This is a genomic window from Kribbella italica, from assembly GCF_014205135.1.
Classification (GTDB): domain Bacteria; phylum Actinomycetota; class Actinomycetes; order Propionibacteriales; family Kribbellaceae; genus Kribbella; species Kribbella italica.
On the sequence record NZ_JACHMY010000001.1, the window covers coordinates 8851861 to 8873572 of the forward strand.

At 67.6% G+C, this 21712-nt stretch carries 22 protein-coding genes; 11 read left to right on the forward strand and 11 right to left on the reverse strand.

Going from position 1 to position 21712, the window contains the following annotated elements; genetic code table 11:
• Positions 1-19: 19 nt before the first annotated feature.
• The 10 genes from HDA39_RS41590 to HDA39_RS41635 all read right to left on the reverse strand — a co-directional run bounded on the left by HDA39_RS41590 (position 20) and on the right by HDA39_RS41635 (position 11590).
• The gene (locus HDA39_RS41590) at positions 20-1057 is read right to left on the reverse strand and encodes a methyltransferase (RefSeq protein ID WP_184805260.1); all 1038 of its coding nucleotides are present in this window, start codon (positions 1055-1057) and stop codon (positions 20-22) included.
• 178 nt (positions 1058-1235) lie between these two features.
• On the reverse strand, positions 1236-1667 hold the full coding sequence (locus HDA39_RS41595; RefSeq protein WP_184805261.1) for a MarR family winged helix-turn-helix transcriptional regulator: 432 nt from the start codon (positions 1665-1667) through the stop codon (positions 1236-1238).
• Positions 1664-2980 (reverse strand): amidohydrolase family protein, encoded by a 1317-nt coding sequence (locus HDA39_RS41600; protein ID WP_184805262.1) that lies wholly within the window; start codon positions 2978-2980, stop codon positions 1664-1666. Before HDA39_RS41600 ends, HDA39_RS41595 begins: the two co-directional genes overlap by 4 nt.
• The gene (locus HDA39_RS41605) at positions 2977-4356 is read right to left on the reverse strand and encodes an FAD-dependent oxidoreductase (protein ID WP_184805263.1); all 1380 of its coding nucleotides are present in this window, start codon (positions 4354-4356) and stop codon (positions 2977-2979) included. The genes HDA39_RS41600 and HDA39_RS41605 overlap by 4 nt, the downstream gene beginning before the upstream one ends.
• A 238-nt stretch (positions 4357-4594) precedes the next feature.
• Entirely contained in the window at positions 4595-5212 is a 618-nt protein-coding gene (locus HDA39_RS41610) for an FMN-binding negative transcriptional regulator (protein WP_184805264.1), read from the reverse strand.
• Between the two features lie 145 nt (positions 5213-5357).
• The gene (locus HDA39_RS41615) at positions 5358-6980 is read right to left on the reverse strand and encodes a glycoside hydrolase family protein (protein ID WP_184805266.1); all 1623 of its coding nucleotides are present in this window, start codon (positions 6978-6980) and stop codon (positions 5358-5360) included.
• Complete coding sequence (locus HDA39_RS41620) at positions 6977-7957, reverse strand: Gfo/Idh/MocA family protein (RefSeq protein ID WP_184805268.1); 981 nt, start codon at positions 7955-7957, stop codon at positions 6977-6979. Before HDA39_RS41620 ends, HDA39_RS41615 begins: the two co-directional genes overlap by 4 nt.
• Positions 7954-8967 carry an ABC transporter permease gene (locus HDA39_RS41625; protein ID WP_184805271.1) on the reverse strand — a complete coding sequence of 338 codons (1014 nt, stop codon included), beginning with the start codon at positions 8965-8967 and terminating at the stop codon, positions 7954-7956. Before HDA39_RS41625 ends, HDA39_RS41620 begins: the two co-directional genes overlap by 4 nt.
• On the reverse strand, positions 8964-10469 hold the full coding sequence (locus HDA39_RS41630) for an ATP-binding cassette domain-containing protein (RefSeq protein WP_184805274.1): 1506 nt from the start codon (positions 10467-10469) through the stop codon (positions 8964-8966). Before HDA39_RS41630 ends, HDA39_RS41625 begins: the two co-directional genes overlap by 4 nt.
• Positions 10466-11590, reverse strand: a complete 1125-nt coding sequence (locus HDA39_RS41635) for a substrate-binding domain-containing protein (RefSeq protein WP_184805277.1) — start codon at positions 11588-11590, stop codon at positions 10466-10468. Before HDA39_RS41635 ends, HDA39_RS41630 begins: the two co-directional genes overlap by 4 nt.
• 157 nt (positions 11591-11747) lie before the next feature.
• On the opposite strand from HDA39_RS41635, the gene HDA39_RS41640 reads away from it, so the two are divergent.
• Genes HDA39_RS41640 through HDA39_RS41650 form a run of 3 tightly spaced genes read left to right on the forward strand, consistent with a single transcriptional unit; the run spans position 11748 to position 14305 of the window.
• Positions 11748-12476, forward strand: a complete 729-nt coding sequence (locus HDA39_RS41640; RefSeq protein WP_184805280.1) for a FadR/GntR family transcriptional regulator — start codon at positions 11748-11750, stop codon at positions 12474-12476.
• Entirely contained in the window at positions 12476-13243 is a 768-nt protein-coding gene (locus tag HDA39_RS41645; RefSeq protein WP_184805282.1) for an SDR family oxidoreductase, read from the forward strand. Before HDA39_RS41640 ends, HDA39_RS41645 begins: the two co-directional genes overlap by 1 nt.
• Positions 13244-14305, forward strand: coding sequence for an alcohol dehydrogenase catalytic domain-containing protein (locus HDA39_RS41650; RefSeq protein ID WP_184805285.1), 1062 nt, complete (start codon positions 13244-13246; stop codon positions 14303-14305).
• Here HDA39_RS41650 and HDA39_RS42025 read toward each other — a convergent pair.
• On the reverse strand, positions 14292-14474 hold the full coding sequence (locus tag HDA39_RS42025) for a hypothetical protein (RefSeq protein ID WP_202893294.1): 183 nt from the start codon (positions 14472-14474) through the stop codon (positions 14292-14294). The genes HDA39_RS41650 and HDA39_RS42025 overlap by 14 nt on opposite strands.
• Positions 14475-14817: 343 nt before the next feature.
• Between HDA39_RS42025 and HDA39_RS41660 the strand changes: the two genes are divergently transcribed.
• The 8 genes from HDA39_RS41660 (at position 14818) to HDA39_RS41695 (ending at position 21572) form a co-directional block, all read left to right on the forward strand.
• A complete protein-coding gene (locus HDA39_RS41660) occupies positions 14818-15909 on the forward strand; it encodes a toprim domain-containing protein (RefSeq protein WP_184805288.1) in 1092 nt (363 codons plus the stop codon).
• Positions 15910-16013: 104 nt separating this feature from the next.
• Positions 16014-16754, forward strand: a complete 741-nt coding sequence (locus HDA39_RS41665; protein WP_184805291.1) for a hypothetical protein — start codon at positions 16014-16016, stop codon at positions 16752-16754.
• A gap of 44 nt (positions 16755-16798) precedes the next feature.
• Positions 16799-16960, forward strand: a complete 162-nt coding sequence (locus HDA39_RS41670; protein ID WP_184805294.1) for a hypothetical protein — start codon at positions 16799-16801, stop codon at positions 16958-16960.
• Position 16961: 1 nt separating this feature from the next.
• Complete coding sequence (locus HDA39_RS41675) at positions 16962-17561, forward strand: hypothetical protein (protein ID WP_184805296.1); 600 nt, start codon at positions 16962-16964, stop codon at positions 17559-17561.
• Positions 17558-18499, forward strand: a complete 942-nt coding sequence (locus tag HDA39_RS41680; protein WP_184805298.1) for a C40 family peptidase — start codon at positions 17558-17560, stop codon at positions 18497-18499. Before HDA39_RS41675 ends, HDA39_RS41680 begins: the two co-directional genes overlap by 4 nt.
• Positions 18496-18864, forward strand: a complete 369-nt coding sequence (locus HDA39_RS41685) for a DUF6112 family protein (RefSeq protein WP_238356294.1) — start codon at positions 18496-18498, stop codon at positions 18862-18864. Before HDA39_RS41680 ends, HDA39_RS41685 begins: the two co-directional genes overlap by 4 nt.
• 6 nt (positions 18865-18870) lie before the next feature.
• Positions 18871-20142, forward strand: coding sequence for a TrbL/VirB6 family protein (locus tag HDA39_RS41690; RefSeq protein WP_475584056.1), 1272 nt, complete (start codon positions 18871-18873; stop codon positions 20140-20142).
• A complete protein-coding gene (locus tag HDA39_RS41695; RefSeq protein WP_184805302.1) occupies positions 20139-21572 on the forward strand; it encodes an SCO6880 family protein in 1434 nt (477 codons plus the stop codon). Before HDA39_RS41690 ends, HDA39_RS41695 begins: the two co-directional genes overlap by 4 nt.
• The last annotated feature ends 140 nt before the right edge of the window (positions 21573-21712 follow it).

Genomic DNA, 21712 nt, shown 5'->3' on the forward strand with positions numbered 1-21712 from the left:
TCTCACGGCCTGGAGCGGATCAACGATCGCTGGTGCCGGCGGCAACGGCTTCCAAGGCGAACAGGGTGTCGTGCATCGCAATGGTGGTGTGCAGCTCGAGGTCGGCGGCGGCCAACAGCCGGCGGAAGTCGCTGTCGGTACGTTCCCTGCCGCCAAGGATCAGGAAGAGCAACAGGTCCCAGTTCTTCGTCCGGCTGGGGCCCGGGTCACCGGTCAGCAGTCGCTCGAACAGCACGATCTTGCCGCCGGGCCGTAGCGCCCGGCGGCACGCACGGAGGATCTGCACCACCTGCGCGTCGGGCCAGTCGTGCACGATCGACTTCAGGACGAGCAGATCACCCTCGGGAGGTGTCGACTCGAAGAAGTCACCGGCCACGAACGCGAGCCGCCCGCCTGCTGGAGACTGCGCGAGAACCTGTTCGGCGGCAGGGGCGAGGCGGGGCAGGTCGAAGATCACTCCGGTCGCCACCGGGTGCTTGGTGATCACCGACGCCAGGAGCGTGCCGTTGCCGCCACCGACGTCCACGATGCGCTGGTACGGCGTGAAGTCGTAGTTCGCCAGCACCGCGTCGGTTTCGAGTCGGCTGAGGTCGCCCATCGCGTCGTCGAAAACCTGCCCGCGCTCCTCGTTGGCCTGCAGCAGCTCGAACATCGGCCGGCCGTGCACCTCGGTGAACACGGGCTGACCGGTCCGCAGCGCGAGATCCAGTCGGTCCACGAGGTGATAGTTGAACCCGTGGTGACGGACCATGGCCCGGGCCGAGAACCGATGGCCGGACCGCAGGACCTGACCCCGCGGGGTCAGTGCGAACTCGTCGGCGTTCGGTTCGGTGAAGATGCCCTGGGCGCACAACAGCCTCAGCACCATGCCGAGCACGACCGGATCGGTCGAGGTGAGGACGGCCAGTTTCTCCAGCGGCAAAGTCCCACCGGGCACCGAACCGAACAGGTCGGCGAGACCCAACTCGGCGACCATCTGCAGAGCGCGGGCCGACAGCATGCTTTCGGCCAGGTCGATCATGAACTCCGCGTCGTTCGCGGTCCCGTCGGTGCTCATCGTTTCCCGTCTGTAGTCAGGTGTTCGGTCAGCGGCCTCGGGGGCGTGAGATCCCTTAGGGATTTGCGGCCGTCCACCTCGGACGTATTTCTGCTGCTCACACTCAGGAACTGAGGCCATGATCAATCATTGGTGCGTGCGATCGGCGCTTCGGCCGTCGACGGCTTCGGCGCGGAGGTCACACGATGAAGTAGGGCTCGCAGTTGGGCTTGTTCGGCGCAGTTGAGCCCGACCAGGAGCCGGCCGTCGGTGTCGGCGATTCGTCCAGCCAGCGAGTCGAGCGAGCTCGGCCCTGATCGGTGATTTGGACCAGCCTTGCCCGCCGGTCGCCAGCATCCTGCGTGCGCTGGATCAGCCCCGCAGCCTCGAGGTCGTCGAGCAAATGCGTCAGCACGGTGCGATCGATGCCCAGCTGATCGCCGATCTCGTACTGGCGGCGAGCCGACGTCGCGGCGACGGTCAGAATCCAGTACCCGCGGACTCCGCCGACCGAGGAACCGAGTACGTCGTTCGCCAGGTTGCTGTGCCGGCGAGTGATGGTGTGCAACAACCAACCCAGGTCGGTGTCCGCGGTCCAGTCCGTCCGCTGCACGTCCGCTGCTCGATTCATGAACGCCGTTGCTGCGAGGCTGAGGTGCGGGGGACGGGGCCCAGCCGGGCGGCGGCAACCTGCAGCGCCTTGACGAGTTCGGGCCGGCTCTCAACCGCCGCGCCATCACGTACCACGGCGCGGCCGGCCCGGAAGACCGCGTCGATGTGGCGGCGGTCCATCTGCAGCACGACCGTGCTGGCCGGATCGTGCACGGGCGTGACGTCGAGGTCGTCAGCTCGCAGAATGATCAGGTCAGCGTCCTTGCCGGGAGTCAGGGTGCCTGTTCGGGTGTCGAGACCCAGCGCCGCGGCACCGTCGCGGGTGGCCAGTCCGAGGACATCGGTCACGGTCAGCTCCCGGCCGGAATCGGCACCGCGGCCAAACGTCCGGCCGGTCTGCAGTGCCGCCCTCATCTGGGTGAAGAAGTCGGAAGCCACCGTGACCTCGGCCGACGTGCTCAAGCTGAGCGGCACAGCGGGCGGGGTTCGGCCCAGCATGGGGATGCCGTGGCCCATCAGAAGTTCGATAGCCGGCGCCACCGAGAGCGTTCCGCCGCTGTCGGCGATGAGTTCGAGCTCGTCGGGCGGCAATCCGTTGCCGTGGATGAAGGTGGTCCCGGACTGGAGCACGCCGAGGTCGCGCAGCCGCGAGAGGGGGGTAGAAGCGCCGACGTGACGCGCGGTTCGAACCCCGAGATCCCGAGCCAGCCAAGCGTTGCGCCGCTCGGCGTCGTCGTCGCCCCACTCGGTGAGCAGAGCCATCGTCACGTCGGCGTCGTCGTCAGGCAGCAGCTCTGACCGGATCCGCCGGACGTCGTCGCCGAGCCCGGCGCCGTACCGCGCCATCACTGGGTACGGGTTCCCATAGCAGAAGACCGCGCGTACGCCGGTCTCGCGCAGCGCGGCGATCGCGGCGTCGGTGTGCGCCGGAGTGAGCTGGATGTTGGCAGTGTCCTGCAGGGTGGTGATGCCGGCCAGCAAGGCGCTGAGAGCGCTGGCCTTCGTCCCGAGGTGCACGTCCTCGGGCGTCACCTGGGAGCCGACGTGCCCCAGGACGTCGGTGTAGTACTGCTCGAGGGTGTGGTGCGGTCCGCCGCCCCGGACCAGCACCTCCCACAGGTGACGATGGGTGTCGACGAAACCGGGGATCACGATGCGTCCGTCGGCGTCGATCACGTCTACCTCGGCGTCGGGATCGATCGGGATCGCCGGGGCGACCGCGCTGATCCGACTCCCTTCGATCAGAAGGTCGGCCCGATCGAAGTCTCCGATCACCGGATCCATGGTCAGGATCGTCGCGCCGCGGACCAGGGTTGCCCCGGTGTCCGTCATCGCTGACGCCCGTCCGCCAACGCAGAGTGGCGCAGCCGGCCGCCGCCGATCGTGGTCAGCTCCGCGCGTTCGATGATCTTGATCCGGTGCCGGCCACGATCGGTGCCGAGCCGCTGTTCGGCCGCATCGATGCGGAGCCAGCCGTTCCAGTCGATGCGGTGCCCGCAGCGAGCGGCGAGGAGCTGCTCGATGTCCGGTGCACCTGCCGTGGTGTCACGGCCGGAGTGATCGAGCAGAGTCTCGACCGTCTGCCGGGCATCGGACTTGGTCGAGCCGATGAGGCCGACCGGGCCACGTTTGATCCAGCCGGTGGTGAAGAGTCCGGGGATGTGATCGCCGTTGTCGTCGACGACGGCGCCGTCCCGATGCGGGATCGTGCGGGTGGCGTGGTCGAACGGCACGCCCGGCAGTGCGGTCGCGGCGTAGCCGATCGCGCGGTAGACGGCCTGGACTTCGTGATCGACGAATGCTCCGGACGCAGTCACGTGACCATAACCGTCCGGTGTCATCCGCTCCATCCGCAGTCCTTCGACCTGGTCGTCACCGAGGATCGCGACCGGAGCCTGGTAGAAGTGCAGATGGACCCGTCGCGAGGCGGTGCGTTCGGAGTCGGCGATCGCTGCCCAGCCGCGCATCGTGTCCACGACATTCCGGGTCGGGGCGAACTGCTTGGTCATCCGCTCGATGTGGCGATCGCCGTGCAGGTCGGCCGGATCGACCACGATGTCGACGTCGTGCTGGTGGCCGAGTTCGCGCAACTCGGTCGGTGAGAACCGGACGTCGGCCGGCCCACGGCGAGCGAACAGGTGCAGCTCGCGGATCGGGTTGGCGGCGAAGCCGCTGTGCACGTTGTCGGAGATGTCGGTGTCCAGCAGCGTGTGGGCGTGCTTGATCAGCATCCGGCTCACGTCGAGAGCGACGTTGCCGGCTCCGATGACAGCGACCGACTCCGCGTCGAGGGGCCAGGTGGTGGCCACGTCCGGATGCCCGTCGTACCAGGAGACGAAGTCGGCGGCGCCGAACGAACCGGGCAGCTCGATACCCGGGATGTCGAGCGGGATGTCGGTGATCGCCCCAGTGGCGACGATCACCGCGTCGTAGGCGCTGCGCAGCTCCTCGATCGTGACGTCGGTGCCGATGTCGATGTTGCAGAGCAGCCGGATGCGCCCGGCCTCGAGCATCACGTGCAGCGACTCGATGATCCTCTTGATCCGGGGATGGTCCGGCGAAACTCCGTACCGGACCAGTCCGTACGGCGCGGGCAGCTTCTCGAACAGGTCGACCTGGGTGCCGGGGGCGAGTTGGGTCAGGATGTCGGCGGCATAGATGCCAGCAGGTCCGGCGCCGACGACGGCGACGCGAGAGGGTGCGGACAAGGCAAGGACTCCTAGCGACTGTGAGTCATTCGAAACGGTTGAAGGATCGCGAGCGCAGGGTGGGGTGGCCGCCGCAGCGGCTCGTCAGCAATCCACTCCAGGGCCGCGGCGGTTGTGCACCCCACTGAGATTAGGAGTTCAAGCAGGCTTGAGGTCAACACCACGATGGCATCGCCGGCATCAACGTTCGCCGACGCTCAAGCTTCGGGAGCTGTTCACCACAAAGGCGAGACGGACCTCAGCTCTCAGGCTTTGCGGCTTTCACTGCTTCGGCGGAGTCGAGGTCGCCGCGCGCGTCGAGTGCCGCGATCACTCCGTCGATGTCGGCGGCCGACCGGTTCTGGCTCAGCTTGGCCTTCGCCTCGATTCGGCTGATTGCCAGCTCCACGCCGACGATCGCGCGCAACTGCCCGGCGATGTACTTCGGTGGAGCGTCGTCCACCGACCACTGTTGCGCGAACCTGGCCTCGTGCTTGGCGGTCAGACGCCGTACCAAGGTCTCCAGCCAGGCCGGATCGTCGTGGACCACGAGGGTGCCGTAGACGTGGGCCGTGACGTAGTTCCAGGTCGGAACGACCCGCCCGTGCTCGCGCTTGGACGCATAGGCAGACGGTGAGATGTAAGCGTCCGGTCCGCTGACGATCGCGAGCGCCTCACCGAGGACCGGCCGGCTCCACTGCTCGTTGTTGCGCGCCAGATGCCCGAGCAGTGCCCCTGCCTCGGCGTCGTAGACGAACGGAAGCAAGGTCGCGAGCAGCCCGTCCGGGGTACTGGTGACCAGGTTGGCGGCACCGTGGTTGACCAGCAGGTCCTGCACCACGGCGTCGTTCGCGGCGAAATGCTTGGGTATGTACATGGTCCCCATGGTTGCTCGATGATCGAATCCCGGACAGGGGCCCGGGCAAAAACGGCGCCGGGGCCAGGCCGCGGGCGATGCACCGGGACGACACCTGTCGGGCGCCGTACCGGTACCTCGCCCGCTGACCCGGCCCCGGGCCGGGTCAGCGTTCGACCAAGACGGCGGCGAACTTGGCCTGGCCGCGGCCCTGAGTGGTCTGGAGGCCGGCGTAGCTGGTGGTCGGGATCAACGTCGGATCTTCGGTCGCCAGGACCAGTTGGCCGTTGTCGTACAGCTCGAGTCTGCTGCCGGCGACGCGGAACGCAAGGCGATGTGCTTGTCCGGCGACGATGTCCGTGCTGGCTCCGGTGCCGGCGAGCTTGGTGTTGACGCCGTTGTCCATGACGCCGATGGCGTACTTGTTGCCCCAGGAGGCCACACCCGCATAGTAGTAACTGTCGCGATCGGTGTAGCGGGCCAGCAGCACGTTGTCCCGGTCGCTGACAGCTTGGCTGAGCGGGGTGATCGTCGCGGTGATCGTGTAGTCGAGCACGTCGATCCGGACGTTGCCCTGCAGGGTCTGTGGGCGATCGGCCGGCGCGTTGCCCAGCGAGAGCGCGTGCCCGTCGCGGACCTCGAAGGACGCGCCGGTCGGGACGTGCCAGGCGTGGTTCATGCTCCACTTGGCCGGATCGACGATCTGCAGGTTGTTGCTCCAGATCGCCAGGTTGATCGTCTCGTTCCAGCCCGGCCGGTTGTTCTTGACGTTGTAGTACATGTAGCTGCGGCCTTGGTGCTCGACAATGAACTGGCGGTAGATCATCGCGTCCTCGGGCCCGTCGACGACGCCGAGGTCCAGTTCCATCGCGGCCCGGTCAAGCTGCCAGTTGATGCCGTCAGGAGAGGTCAGTCGGCCACCGCGGGACGGGTAGTCGGCCTGCCAGCCGACGATCCGTGTCTCGTAGGTGCCGTCGGACAGCTTCCGCACGTTGGGACCGCCGACTCCGAGCGATGCCCAGCCGCCGTCCTGCATAGGCCGGAGCAGGGGATTGGCGGGGTGTTTGGTCCACGGCCCGGCCGGGTTCGTGGCGGTCGCGTAACAGATGTACTCCGGTTCGCCGCCGGCCGACTTGATCATGCCGGCCGTATACCACATCTTCCACAGCCGCACGCCGCCGTCGTACAGCAGGGAGGAGTTGTAGATCCACCGGTCCTCCCAGGGCAGGGTCGAGGTCAGTACGACGCCGTGCTTGGTCCACGGCCCCTGGGGGTTCGCCGCCGAGGCATAGTGGATCGCCCCGTTCCCGTCGGCCGCGACTCCGAAGTAGGTCATGTGCCACCGGCCGCCCTGGTACACCACGCTCGGCTGGTTGAGAGCATTGCTCTCCGTCGGAAGCGTCGGTCTGATCACCGGCTCGGTCGTTTTGGTCCACTGGCGTCCGTCCTGGCTGGTCGCGTAGCCGACACCGTGCAGCGAGCCGTACCACAGCTTGAACAGCGGCCCGCCACCTTCGCCGTAGACGAGGCACGGGTCCTGCAGCAGCGAACTCTCCCAGGCCAGGTCCTGTCGCATCACCACGCCTTGGCGTTGCCAGCCCGCGATCGGGCCGAAGTCGTCGCGCATCACCACGCTCGCTTTCGGGCCTTTTCCGGGGCGCCGCCCGGAGGCGGGCGGCTGGGGGTTCGGCGCCGCGGCGGCCGGCTGCACACCGGCCGCGATCACGGCGCCGGTGACCACGCCCGCGCTCCCACCGATAAACCGGCGTCTGTTCAACCCATCGGTCATTGCTGTCTCCTCACGTCGACGAATGCTCCGTTTGCTTGCCATGAGTCCGCGGCGGCGATCACCACGGCAAGGTCATCCAGGCCGTCCTCGCCGGTCACCAGCGGATCGCGGGACTGCTGGATCGCCGCTGCCCAGTCGTCCACGATCGAGGCATGGCTGGCGTAGTAGTTCTCGCTGCCGAGCCGCTCGGCGCGATCGGGCGTCCAGAACGCGTAGCCGCCCTGGTGCTGCTCGTAGTCCACGACGACGTCGAGGCGGCCGGCGTCGCCGTACACGGTGGCCTCGGTCTGGTCCCAGGTCCCGGGGCTCTGCCAGGTGAGCAGGGAGTGCGCGACGACCCCGCTGTCGAGCTGAAGCGTCAGTGTCAGCGTTTCGTGCGAGGCGACGGCAGACACTGCGGTGACAGGTCCGGCGAGCTGCCGGATCAGGCTGACTTGGTGGGTGCCCTGGTCGAGCAGGATCCCACCTGCCGGTCCGGTGCCTTCCCGCCAGTCGCGCCGCCAGACTCCGCCGAGCTGGTAAGCCCGGGTGGAGCGAAGCGCAAGGGTCTCGCCGATCGCGCCGTCGTCCAGCAGTGAACGCGCCTGCTGGACGGCCTTCAGATGCGGGTAGTTCTCGGCGACCGCCAGTACGACGCCGGCCGCGCGGGCGGCGTCGACGATCCGGCGGGCGTCCTCGATCGTGGTGGCAATCGGCTTCTCGACCAGCACATGCCGGCCGTGTTCGATGGCCGCGAGCGCGACGTCGGTATGGAGGTGATGCGGCACCCGGATATCGACCGCATCGACGTCGTCCAATGCATCTCCCAAGGCCCCGAACGCCCGAGCCTTGCTGTGCTTCGCCACCGCCGCGGCCCGGTCCGGATCCGGATCGACGACCGCGACGAGCTCGGTCCCGGTCAAGCCCGGGTAGATGTCACGGGCAACGATCTCTCCGATGGCGCCGGCCCCGGCCAGTGCCACTCTGATCGCGTTCATCGTTGTTTCCTCTCCGACGATCGCGCTCGGAGCCGATCGGTCACGATGGCAATCGCCAGCACCGCGCCCAGCACGATCTGCTGGTAGTAGGGGGAGACGTGCAGGATCACCAGGCCGCTGTTGATGCAGACCAGGAGAATGGCGCCGAAACCGACACCGAGCACCCGGCCGATGCCACCGGTCAGGCTGATCCCGCCGATCACCGCGGCCGCGATCGCGTACAGCTCCCAGCCGGTGCCGATGCTCGGCTGGCCTACTCCCAGTCGCCCGGCGACCATCACCCCGACGGCCGCGGCGCAGGTGCTGCTGACCACGTAGGTCAGGATGATCCGCCGATTAGTGCGGATACCGGCCAGCCGGGCTGCCTCGGCGTTCCCGCCGACCGCATACACCTGACGTCCGGGATAGGTACGCTCCAGGAACAGCCAGGCGATCACGCAGGCCACCGCGAAGATGAGCGTCGGCAACGGGACTCCGGCCACGCGCAACTGGGCCAGGTCGGTGAAGGCGGTACCGATGCCGTCGATCGGGAAGCCTGCCGTGATCGCCAGCGCCGCACCGCGGGCCATCACCAAGGTGACCAGCGTGGTGACGAACGGCGGTACGCCGATCGCGGTCACCGCGAACCCGTGGACGAGCCCGATCGCCACCCCCGTCAGCAGCGCCGCGGCGATCGCGACCGAGCCCGGCAGTCCGGCATGAACGTTCAGCCACGCCGACCAGACGGCGGAGAAGGCGACAACCGATCCGACGGACAGGTCGATGCCACCGGTCAGCATGACGAAGCTGACGCCGAGTGCCAGCAGGCCGTACTGTGCGAGGTCGACGCCCATCGTCTGCAGGTTGGCGGTACTGGCGAAGTTGCCGCTGGCGGTGGAAAAGACGACGAAGAGTACGACGACGGCGGCGATGACCCCCACTTCTTGACCGCGCAGGAACCGGGTCACCGCAGTACCCGGTGGTGGCTCGGAGTCATCGAGCCGCTGCTGAACGGTCGGTGATTGGGTCATCGCGCTGCTCCTGGGAACTGGTTGGCGGCCGTCATCAAGGCGTGCTTGCTGTACGAGGCGCGATCGACCGTGGTGACCAGCCGGCCGCGGGCCAGCACCGCGATCCGATGGGTGAGCTGCATCAGTTCCTCGAGCTCCGACGACGCGACCACGACGGCGGCGCCCTGAGCCGCCGCCTGCTCGATCAACCGGTAGATCTCCGCCTTCGCCCCGACGTCGACGCCCCGGGTGGGGTCGTCCAGGAGCAACAGCTTCGGCTTGGTGGCGAACCAGCGACCGAAGATCGCTCGCTGCTGGTTGCCGCCCGACAACGTGCTGACGGGCTGGTCCAACGAGGCACAACGGACCCGGACCGATCGGCGCAGTTCGTCGGTGAACCGGCGCTCCGACCGCGGCGACAACCCGAATCGCCACCGCGCCAGGCTCGGCAGGGCCGCCAGCGACATGTTCCACCGGACCGAAGCGCCGGGCAGCAGCGACTGGCGCTTGCGGTCCTCGGGAATCAGACCCACTCCGGCCGCGACGGCGTCCGCCGGATGACGCGGTGCGTAGTCGGTTCCGCCGAGCCGCATCGATCCGCCGGTCGCCGGGATCGAACCCATCAAGGTGTGGATCAGCCGGCTGCGGCCCGAGCCCATCAGCCCGGCCACGCCGAGGATCTCGCCGCGCCGTGCGGTCAGGTCGATCGGGCCGAGGCCGGGGGCGGTCAGCCCGCTCACCTGCAGCATCGGCTCCGGCTGACCGGCGATGGCCGGCAACTCGCCGACCAGTTCGGTCAGCTCCACTCCGACCATGGCGCGGACGATCGCGTCCTGGGTGGCCTGCCGCGGTTCGAGATTTGCCACCACGCGGCCGTTGCGCAGGACAACGACCCGGTCGGCGACCTGTTGCACCTCGTCCAGCCGGTGCCCGATGAAGATGACGATCTTGCCCTGCGCTGCCAGCTCCCGGGCGAGGTCGAGCACGCGCTGCGACTCGATCGGCCCGAGTGCCGAGGTCGGCTCGTCCAGCACCAGGACCGACGGCTCCCGGCCGAGGGCCTTGGCGATCTCGACCAGTTGTTGCTGCGCCACCGACAAGGCGGACAGTCGCTGGTGCACGGGCACGGTGAAGTGCAGCCGGTCCAGCAGAGCCGTCGCCGTACGCTCCGTCTCCTGCCGGTCGAAGATCACCCGGCGGGTACCGGTCCGGCGATTCAGCATCAGGTTCTCAGCGGCCGACAGCTGGCCGACCAGCGGAAACTCCTGGGAAACCGTGGCCACGCCGAGTGCCTGTGCGTGGGCCGGATCGCCGGGGGTGAGGGCGGTGCCGTTGATCCTGACCACCCCCGCTGTCGGCGAGGTCATACCGGTGATGATCCTGACCAGGGTCGACTTGCCGGCGCCGTTCTCTCCCACCAACGCGACGACTTCACCGCCGCGCAACCGAAGGTCTGCCACGTTCAGCACTTCGGTCTGCCCGAAGGTCTTGCGAATGCCGACCACCTGGACCGAGGCGGTCACTTGGTGCTCACGCCCAGTTGCTGCAGATCGCCCAGGTACTGATCGAGATTCGCCTTCGTCACCAAGCCGATTCCCGAACTCAGCGTCGACGCCCCGTCCTGATCGGCCAGGAACGGTTGCAGCAACTGCCGGGTCGCGTCCTCGCCGAGCACCTTCATGGCGGTCAGCAGATAGACCCCCATGTAGCCCTGCTGGTACGGCCGCTGCAGGATCATCGCCTGGATCACGCCCTCGCGGACGAACTCGACCGTCTTCGGCTCTGCGTCGTCGGCCACCACGACGACCGATCCCGACTTCCCGGCCGCCTTGATCGCCTGGCCGGCGGCCGGTCCGTCGTACGACCAGACGGTGTACATGCCGGACAGCCCGGGGTTGGCTTGCAGGGCGGTCTGCGCGTTGGACAAGGCTTTCGCGGGATCGGCGTCGTCGTTGAGGGTGTCGACGATCTTGATGTCGGTGCCCTCGAGTGCCTGCTTGAAGCCAGCCACGCGCTGCACGGCGTTGGACGCGGTCAGCGAACCGGTGAGGATCGCCACCTCGCCCTTGCCGCCCAGGAGGGTTTTCATCGCCTCACCGGCCTGTCGGCCGGCCTCGGTGTTCGGAGTGCCCAGGTAGATCACGGGGGAGCTGGTCCCGGACAGGGCCGAGTCGATCGCGACCACCCCGATGCCGGCCTTCAGTGCCGCGTTGACGGGTCCCTTGACGGCGGACGGATCGACCGCCGACAGCGAGTAGCCGTCGATCTTGTCGGAGCGCAACGTGTCGAGGATCGACAACTGCTGGTTGAGGTCGCCACCGGTCGGGGCCTGGAAGGTCGCCTGGACGCCCAGCTTGGCCGCGGCGTTCTGCATCCCTTTCTGGCCTTCGGTCCAGAACGCCGACGGGTTGTTGATCACCATCGCGACCCGCACCTTGCTGAGGTCCTTGCCCTGCAGGGCGGTGGTGATCTTCTCCTCGACTTGTTGCAACGGAGCGTCGTTGAAGTCGACCGATCCTTGCAGCTCCGGCATCGTCCGGCTGGCAGCGGGCGCGTCCTCTCCGGCCTTGCTGCACGCCGGCAGCAGAAGCGTGGCGACAGCCAGCAGCACCACACCGGACTTCGCGACAGCGATCCTCGGCATCTCATTCTCCTTGGTCGTGGAAACGCCCCTGCCGGATGTATAGTCTGTTTAATCAGACTTTTGCAAGAGTTCGGTGCACTGTTGTCTCGGTCCGAGCGGTGCCGGGAGGTAACGTCAAAGCCCGCAGAGTTGACGCAACGAAGTTCAGGAGCACTGGATGACAGATCCCGCAGACCCGGGTCCGCGGTCGCGCGGCCTGCACGGCCGCATCGTCGACGCCATCGGGCAACGCATCGCGCACGGCGACCTTCCGGTCGGCGGTGTCGTCTCGCCGGAGCAGGTGGAGGCGGAGTACGCGGTCTCCCGCTCGGTCGTTCGGGAGGCGTTGCGGACGCTGGAGGTGCTTGGCATGGTCCGGCCGCGGCACAAGGTCGGCACCACCGTTCAGCCACAGACCGCCTGGGCACTGCTTGATCCGCAGGTGATCGGCTGGCGGTCGGACGGGCCGGACGCCGATCGTCAGCTGTCCGAGCTGCTGGCCCTGCGGGAAGCTGTCGAGCCGGTTGCCGCGAGTATGGCCGCGCGCGAGGCGGCGGAGAATCTGGCCGACCGGCTGAGTGGCCAGTTGCAGCAGATGCGGGAGGCCTACGAGACACGGAACCGGTCCGCTTTCGTCACCGCCGACACGAGTTTTCATCGCACGATGCTGGCGGGCTCGAACAACGCCGTACTGAGTCAGCTGGTCCAGACGTTGCTCGCCACCCTGCACGCGCGGTACTCCGATCGCCACCAGCTCTTCACCGATGACACTCCGGCCTCCCTGCAGCGGCACGAGCGGGTCGTCGAAGCGATCGCGGCCCGCGACTCCAAGGCGGCCGAAGCAGCGGCGACAGCACTGGTCCGGGCCTCGAGGGTCGAGGTCCTTGGGCCGGACGGGGCGCAGTGATGTTCAGCCTGGCCGGGCGGTTGGCGGTGGTCACCGGTTCGAGCCGCGGCATCGGGCTCGGCATCGCCCGGGGCTATCTGTCGGTTGGAGCAAAAGTCGTCCTGAACGGTCGCGACCTGCACCGGCTGGAGAAGGCCGCCGCTGCACTGCGCGGAGAACCAGGTGTCGCCGCCGCCGCCGTCCAGGTGGCCGCTTTCGACGTAGTCGACGAGGCGGCGGTTGTCCGGGCCGCCGAGGAGATCGTCGCTGCCCATGGCTGTCCGGACATCCTGGTGAACAATGCGGGAATTCAGGTCCGCGGCGCGCTGACCGAGCTGCCCGCGGAGGACTGGCGGCGTGTCGTCGACGTCAACCTGACCAGCGCATTCGTCGTCGGCCGGACCTTCGCGCGGTACATGCTGGCCCGCGGCAGCGGCAAGATCGTCAACATCTGCTCGGTGCAGAACCAGTTGGTGCGACCGTCCACAGCGCCGTACGCGGCGGCCAAGAACGGTCTCGGCGGATTGACGCAAAGCATGTGCGCCGAGTGGGCCCCACGTGGCTTGCAGGTCAACGGGCTGGCTCCCGGCTATTTGGACACCGACCTCAACGCCTCGCTGGTCACCGATCCCGAGTTCAGCAGCTGGATCACCAAACGCACGCCGGCCGGCCGATGGGGGCAGGTGGACGACATCGTCGGACCGGCGATCTGGCTAGCCTCGGCAGCGTCGGACTTCGTCAACGGCCAGATCATCTATGTCGACGGTGGCCTGACGGCGGTGATCTGAGTGAACACCAAGGCGTTGGTCGTCACGAGTCCGGGCGTACTGACCATCGAGGACCGGCCAGTACCGGTCGCGCGGCCGGACCAGGCCGTGGTGCGGGTCGTGTTCGGCGGAATCTGCGGCTCCGACCTGCACTACTGGCGTTCCGGCCGGGTGGGGGAGTCGGTACTGCGAGCTCCGATGGTGCTGGGTCACGAGATCGCCGGGGTCGTCGAGCAGTCCGCCGCGGATGGATCGGGACCAGCGGCCGGAAGCCGCGTCGTGGTACATCCCGCTCAGGTCTGCCTCGATTGCGACCTGTGTGCGCGAGGCGACCAGCACCTGTGCGAGAACCTTCGCTACCTCGGCAGCGCTGCCCGCGATCCGCACACCGACGGAGGTTTCATCGAGCGGATGGTGGTCCCGGCGCTGCGGCTGGTGCCGATCCCGGACGCCCTTGACCTGCGGACGGCGGCCCTCGCTGAGCCGGCGTCCGTCGTACTGCATGGGTTGCGGCGGCTTGAACGGCTAGGACAGCGCATCGAGGGCCGCGACGTGCTGGTGACCGGAGCCGGACCGATCGGACTGCTCGCAGTTGCTCTCACGCACGCCGCGAACGCGCGGACCGTGACGGTGACCGACCTTCACGACCAGCCGCTGGAACTCGCGCTGCGGATCGGTGCGACCGAGACCGTCCGCGCCGACCAGGCCGGTCCGGTCCCCACCGTCGATGTCGTCGTCGAGTCGTCGGGATCACCGGCAGCGGTCGCGGTGGCGCTCGAGGCGTTGCGCCCCGGCGGCGCGATCGTGAACCTCGGCCACCTTCCGCCCCACGGCGTCACCGCCCCGCTGCACCTCACGGTGACCAGAGAACTCACCATGACCGGTTCGAGCCGCTTCTACTCCGAGCTGCCCGACGCGCTCGCGATCATCGCCGACCGTCCTGACCTCTTCTCGCCGGTCGTCACCGCCGTCTTCCCACTCGACGACGCCGAAGCAGCCTTCCACGAAGCCGCCGACCCATCCCGCTCCAGCAAGGTCCTGCTCGCCTTCACCGCTGCCGAGCCGAACATCAGCCCATCCTGAGCAGGAGGCCGGCGAGTTCGGCGGGGACGGTGATCATGCAGTCGTGGCCGCTCGTCAGTTCCCACACGCGACTCGGGTCGCCGTTCGGCTGGATGTCCGGTACGGAGTCGTTGCGGTCAGCATCGATCAGCCGGATCCCGCCGCGCTTGGCGAAATTTGGCGCTAACACCTGGCCCGGCTGACGGAGCAGTACGCGTTGCCGTACGACGCGGGCCAAAGCGAGGCTGCCGAGGCCAGCATCGAAGAACCGATGGCGACCTCGATAGCCAGAGTGACGAATAGACCGGGAGGCCTCGAAGCGCCGCCGTGATGGCGGGTGACGAGATCGACGGCCTTTCGCATGTCTCCCAATTGGTTGAGCTGCCGCGGTGGGACCTTCATTCACATGCGCCAAGTGGCGAAATCCAGGACTCTCGGGATCTGAATCACGGTTCCTCTCAGATCGATCAGCGCTCACGGTGGACTGACAAGTGTCAGTCTCCGGCGGTAAGCCGGTCTGTTGAGGGAGCTGTATGGGAGGAAACGGAGAAGACAACGAGCGCTCGGTAGCGGCCCACAAGGAAGCCATCCGGTACTACTGCGAGGAGTTGGCGGTGAGGCCGGTGGGGTGGGCCGCTCGCCATCTGCGAGCGCGCAGGCTCGGGCAGGTGCTGGAGCCTGGGTCTCGGTGGAAGGTGGGGTATGCGCCCGATGCGTGGTGTCACCTGAGTGATCATCTGCGGTCGCGCGGGTTCGAGGAGCGGGTTCTGGTGGCGGCGGGGTTGTCGGTTGTGACCAGGGGTGGGTATGTGATCGATCGGTTTCGGGATCGGATCATGTTCGCCGAGCATGATGCCGAACTTCGGCCGGTTGGTTTCATCGGCCGTGGCCGTGGTGGGACCGGGGCGTATTTGAACACGTCGACGACTTCGGTCTATCGCAAGGGCCAGACCCTGTTCGGCATTGCGGAGCAGCAACGGCAGTTGGCGGTGGGGGCAGTTCCGGTGCTTGTCGAGGGCACCTTTGATGCGGTGTCGGTGGGTGCGTGCAGCAACCGGCGTCGGCAGTGGTGTGGCGTTTCGAGTGGCGGGACGAGCTGGTCGGCGGAGCAGATCGCGATGTTGCGGCACTACTCGACGTCCGACACGGTGATCGTTGCCTTTGACGGCGATGCAGCTGGACGGCCTGCCGCGGTGCGGCAGCTTGGCCCTCTGGGTGAGGCATTCCGGCATGTCTTGGTGGCGGACCTACCGCACGAGCGGGATCCGTCGCAGATCCTGCAGCTGGGCAACGGCGTGCGTCGGCTGCGGGCGCAGTTCGAGAACACCCGGCCGCTGGCGAGTCTGGCGATCGAGTTGGAGTTGGGACGTTGGTCTCGGGTGCTGGATCACGCGGTCGGGCGGGTGAGCGCGCTGTGGGCGGTTGCTGGGTTCGTCGCTCAGCTGCCGACGCCCTTGGTCTCGGACGAGATCGGCCGGCTGTCGCGGGTGCTGAATCTCGACGCCGCGACCGTCTCCCGAGAGGTTCTGGACGCCGTCGGTCAGCGGCCGGCGCGGCCGCGGGTGCGGCGCGAGCTGAGCTTGTCGGCCGATGTTGATCCGCCGTTGCCAAGCCTCGGGTTCTGAGTCTCTTCCGGGATTCCTTGGATTGCGGATCCCGGTTCTAAGAGCCCTTACCAGAAAGCAGCTTTGTTCCCACAGATCGCACGAAGCGAAAATGGGAGCGAACAGTGACTGTCGAACTTCAGAAACTGCTCACCGATGCCGCGGCATCGAATTGGGCGCCTGGTCCGTCGGAGCGTCTGGCCGAAGGGATCGAGGAAAGGATCATTGCCTTTCTCCCCAGCCGGGCGAGAGCTGCTCTCGGGGCCGAGGAGGCCGCGCAGCGGGCGCGCGTCATCGCCTGGGAGCGGTGCAGGCTCCTTGCGGAGCGCTCGCGCGGGACCGCGAACTGGGGATTCCTGGCCAACGCCGTTCGTTGGCGATTGGCGGACGCCGTACGGGCTGAAACGCTGCGACGGCAGCGACATCCGCTGACCGACTTCGTTCCAGAGCGCGTCGATCGGCAGCATGTCATGCAGCTCGGGCCTCTGCTGGACTTGATCGCTGCCGAGTTGGCTGGCGCGGGGCTGTCGGAGCGCACAGCTAGACGGCTGCTGCTGGTGGCTACCGAGGGCTCAAGGTTCGAGCGCTCGGCGATCCGGGATCGCCTGATGGCCGCTGGGACCGCACGCAGTCAAGCCGAGGGGTTGGCGTGGTTGTTGCGCGGTGGTGCGGCCAACCGGTCCGCCGTCGCGCGCCTGGCGACTGGGGAGCTCCGCGAGGAGGTCTTCGCTGACGCGGTCGTCCGGAGGTGGACTATCGCAGCGGCCGGCCGGGACCAGACGTTCAGCGGCGGGCGGACCGGCAGGGGACTCCCGGCGGTGCACGTTGTGGAGACGCCTGGGTTCGGGCTGGCGAGGACGGCTTGAGGGCGGTGCTGCAAACCGGCGGAAGCCCAGCCGTTGAGTCCGGCATGACGAGAAACAGTCCCCGACGTTCGCACTGGCTTGTCCGGTATTACCGCTGGCAGGCCCGCCTCTACCTGCGCGTGCTGCGCGCGGTGTGGATCATCCCGGCGCCGGTCGAGGCGTCGCTGCGGCGGCGCCTCGTGCGCCGACCGGGAGGTGGAAGCTGACATGGCAGGAATCCTTCGCTCGAAGGCTGCGATCGTTGTGGTGGTTGTGCTGGGCATGGTCGCGCTGGTGAGCGTGACCGTCGCTCGGTGGCAGGGATCTGGGGACGAGACGCCGCAGGTCTCCGCCGCGGAGCCGAGCGGCGCCGACGCGGCGCCGTACCTGAAGGCCTGGGATCGGCCGAACACGACCGATCCGAAGATGTACGCGACGGCGTACGCCACGGCGATCTGGTCCTACGACAGCACGGTGCACGGGTACTTCGACTGGCAGGACGCGGTGAAGATGTTCGCCGATCCGATGGACACCGGCGGTCCGCGGGTGGCCGGCAGCATGTTGCCTGACTTCGGGCAGTGGGAGCAGCTAGATCTGCACGACAGCAAGGCCACCGTCGCCGATGTATCGGCCGAGACACCGCCGGCGCTGACTCGCCTGCAGCGCCTTCCGCAGACGCCGCGCGGTTGGCACGGCTTCGTCGTGCGAGGGCAGCAGACCAACGTGATCGACGACCAGCCGCGAGTGGCTGAACGGTCGGTGACAGTGGCGGTGGTGTGTACGCCGCAGTGCCGCTTCTGGTCGGCGTCGGCCGAGGGCCCGTTGTGATTCTCAAGGCCGTCGCCGCAGTTGCTTGCCTCGCCTTCGGTGTGGTGCTGGTGCCGCCGATCGCGGCGGCCAGGGGAGGGGCGAGCAGTTGCGCGCCGGTGCCGGTCGTCGGCCAGGTCGTACTGGACGCCGAGCAGCGTTCGAATCTGGCGATCGTGGTCGCGACCGGCGACCAACTGCGCATCGACCCGAAGGGCAAGGTCATCGCAGTGATGACCGCCTTAACGGAGTCCTCACTGCGGAACGTCGCCCACGGTGACGCGGCCGGCCCAGACTCTCGGGGCCTGTTTCAACAGCGCGATGGTTGGGGACCGCTCGCCGTACGGATGGATCCCGAGGGCGCCTCGGTCCTGTTCTACACAGCGCTGATCAACGTGTCCGGGTGGATGGAGATGGACCCGTGGCTGGCCGCGCAGGAGGTCCAGCGTTCGGCGTTCAGCGACGGCCGGAACTACCGCGCCAAGTACTCCCAGGCACAAGAGGTCGTCGGCCTGTCGCCGGACTCGCTGTGCCAGCTTCCGCCGATCGATGAGGTGGGGGAGTTGCCCGGCGCAGAGGCCGCGGTCACTCGAGCGATGGCGCTGGTCGGACAGCACGGCTACTACCAGCTCTGCGCGCGGCTCGCCGCGAACATCTGGGGGCGCCTGCGGGCGGGCTACGTGTCGGCGGCCGAGCAGTGGTCGCAGATGGTTGCGTCTGGCAACGCGCATTTCGATCGGCAGCCACCTCTCGGCGCGCTCGTCTTCTGGGACACCGGCGGACTCTACGGGCACGTCGCGGTCTACGTCGGCGCCGGCCGCATCGTCTCCAACGACATCCACGACCAGTTCCCCGGTGAAGGCGGCGTCTACCTGGTCGACCTCACCGCCATCGAGGCGGAGTGGGGCGCGACCTACCTCGGCTGGGCGCCACCGATCTACCAGAGACCGCAATTTTGATCACCGTCCCGGCGTACCGATCGCCGGAGAAGGGCCAGATGATGTCCACGTTTTTCGCGTCAGTGCGAGACCACCTCGTCATCAAGATGGCGAATCAGGACCCCGGTGTAACCCCCAACTCCAACGGGCTCCCCGGGCTGTCCGCACTAAAGCAGATGGCCGGCGCGCTGGTCACCTTCGGACTTGTCGTGTGCGTCGCCGCGTTCGTCATTTCGGCGGCTGTCTGGGCGTTGGGGAGTTTCGCCAACAACGCCCACCACGCCGGTAGGGGGAAGACTGGCTGTCTGATCGCCGCTGGTGCGGCGATCTTGATCAGTTCGGCCAACACGATCATCCGCTGGTTCAGCGGCGTCACGGTCGGCTGAGGCTCGATGAGCTGGTCGGACTGTCTGCTCAATCCGGTGAGCTGTGTCGTGTCCGATGTCGGGAACTCGGCGGCGAACTCGGTGTGGGAGTCGTTCCTGAGATGGACTGCGAATGGTCTGGGTGATCTGGCCGCGACGGTGTTCCAGACTTTCAGCAGCGGCACGACGCCCCGGTTCGATCAGGAGTGGTGGCAGACCAACCTGAGCCTCATCGTCACCGTCTCGCTGCCGATCCTGGTCATCTTGTTCGTACTCCAGTGCATCTCCGCCATGATTCACCGAGAACCCGGCCGGCTAGGGCGCGCGCTGGTCGGTACGGCGGGAGTACCGCTCGCGGTCGCGGTGATCAGCTCCTGCGGGTCGGTGACCGATGAGATCTCGCTGGCGATCCTGGGCAACCGTGCGACTGCGGACGGCATGAAGCGGCTGACCGACATCAGCAGCCTGCTGACCGCGGCCTCATTGGGTGGGTTCCTGCTGCTGGCCGTGCTCTTGGCGCTCCTTGCCCTGTTCGCTTTGTACTTCGTGCTGCTGTTCAGGGAGGTCGCCCTGATTGCGTTCGTGGTGTTCGCGCCGATCGCGATGGCGAGCTGGACTTGGTCGTCGACGCGGCACTGGCTGCGGCGATGGATCGAAGTTGTCGGCGCGTTGCTGTTCTCCAAGATCGCGATGGCCGTCGTCTTCGCGCTTGGGCTTTCGGCGACGGGTGCCGCGGACCAGGGCAACAATCCGGCCAACCTCAGCACCTTCCTGGCCGGGGTACTGCTGGTGGCGATGGCTGCCTTCGCGCCCGCTGCGACCTTCTCCTTCATCCACTGGGCAGGCGACCAGGGGCACAGCGCCGCGCGGGCCATCCGGCAAGGCTCTGTCGGTACCGCCGCGGCGAAGGAAGGTGTGGAGAAGGCGCAGCACTGGGGTGCCGAGCACTTCGGTGGGTCGAATGGCAAGGAGGAATCGCCGGTCGTGGGCAACGACACCGATCGCGCCGGCGACGACGAGGCGATCATCGACCAGGCGGAGGCGGATGCCTCGAACCCCGCAGGAACGCCTTCGGACCGCGGAGGCGGAAACCCCGACGCCTCGACGGCGGAGATTGCGCCGGACGTTACGCAGCAGGCCCCCGCGCCGACACCGTCACCGTCTGGTGGAGGAGAGGGAGCAACCGCGATCGCCGTCTCGAGCAGCGAAGTCTCGGTCGACAGTGCACCCACTGGCGACGCCTCCCCGGATACGCCACGCAACGACTCGACCAGCGACAGCAGAGAGGACCGTGGATGACGACCACGATGGCGACTCGATTTCCCCGGCCGGAACGCAACACTGTCCTGCTCGGTCTCCGACCGATGCAGGTCGCTCTCCTCGCACTCGCGGCGGTGCTGCTGGTCCTGAACATCATCAGCAATGCCGGTTCCGCGGCCCGTCTGACTGGCCTCATCACATCGATCTGTTGTGCTGTGGTCGCGTTGGCTCGGATCGAGGACTTGCCGTCGTACCGGTGGCTTCTGCTCCGCGTCGTGAACGCCCTGCGTATCGCCCGCAGACAGCAGTCGTATCGGGCCTCGGTCGTCCGGCCGACGATCCATGGCTCACTGCACCTGCCCGGGTCCGAGGGCGCATTACGAATCCTCGACACCGAGGCGGTCATCGCGGCAGTTCATGATCCTCGGCGCCGCCGGCTGACGGCGGTCGCGCGGATCGAAGGACCCGCACACCTGCTGCAGAACACCGAAGAGCAAGACCGCCGCGTCACGGCGTACGGGCAACTGATCGCCGGGCTGTGCCAGAGCAACCGGATCGTCCGCGCGCAGATCCTCGAGCGGACCCTCCCGGATCCCGGGGACAGCCTGACGAACTGGGCCGAGCAGCGGGGCCTCGATCCGCGGCAGCCGGCCGGAGCGATCTACCAGGACCTACTCCGGCACGCTGCTCCGGCGCCGGCCAAGCACGAGACTCTCCTTGCCTTCACCCTCGACCTCGACGCGGTGTCGAAGGAAGTCCGCAAGCACGGTGGCGGCACGTCGGGCGCGATAGCTGTCTTGGAAGCCGAAGCCCGCGGCTTCCAGATGACATTGGGAGCGGCCGGCGTCGCCGGATGCTGGCTCAACGCTCCTGAGCTCGCGATGAGTCTGCGCGTCGCCTTCGACCCAGCCGCCACCCGCACCGTCCCGAGCCTCGAAGCGCTCGACCCCTCCGGTGCCGGGCCGCTGGCGATCGACGCCGAGTGGGACCACCTTCGTACGGACTCGTCGATGCACCGCGTCTACATCGTCACCGAATGGCCGCGCGTGAAGGCAACACCGGCCTTCCTCGGACCGCTACTGCTCAAGCCCGGAGTACGCCGTACTTTCTCGCTCGTTCTGCAACCCATCCCGGTCGCCAAAGCGCTACGGGACGCTCGCCGCCACCAGGTCGACCGGGTCACCGAGCGCGCGACGCGCAACAAGATCGGCCGCCTGGAGAGCGAAGAAGACCGCCAACTTGACGCCGACGTCGCCCAACGCGAAAGAGACCTGGCCGCCGGTCACGGCGACGTCCGCTGGATCGGCCTCCTCGCCGTCTCGGCCGACAACGAGGACAAGCTCGATGAAGCCTGCACCGAGATGGAGATCGCCGCAGCCCGCGCTCTGATCGACCTCCGTCGCCTGGTCGGCCAACAACTCGACGGGTTCCTGGCAACAACACTCCCGTTCGGAACGGGATTGCGATGAACCACAACGAACGTGCAGTGGCCGTGTACGAACCGACCGGGCTCGACCGGACCACTCGCAGAGCCAACCGCAAGGCGGTCGCGCTGCGAGGGCGGCCCGTGGCTAGGCGAGATCGTGAGTCGAGGGACTTCGAGTCTGCG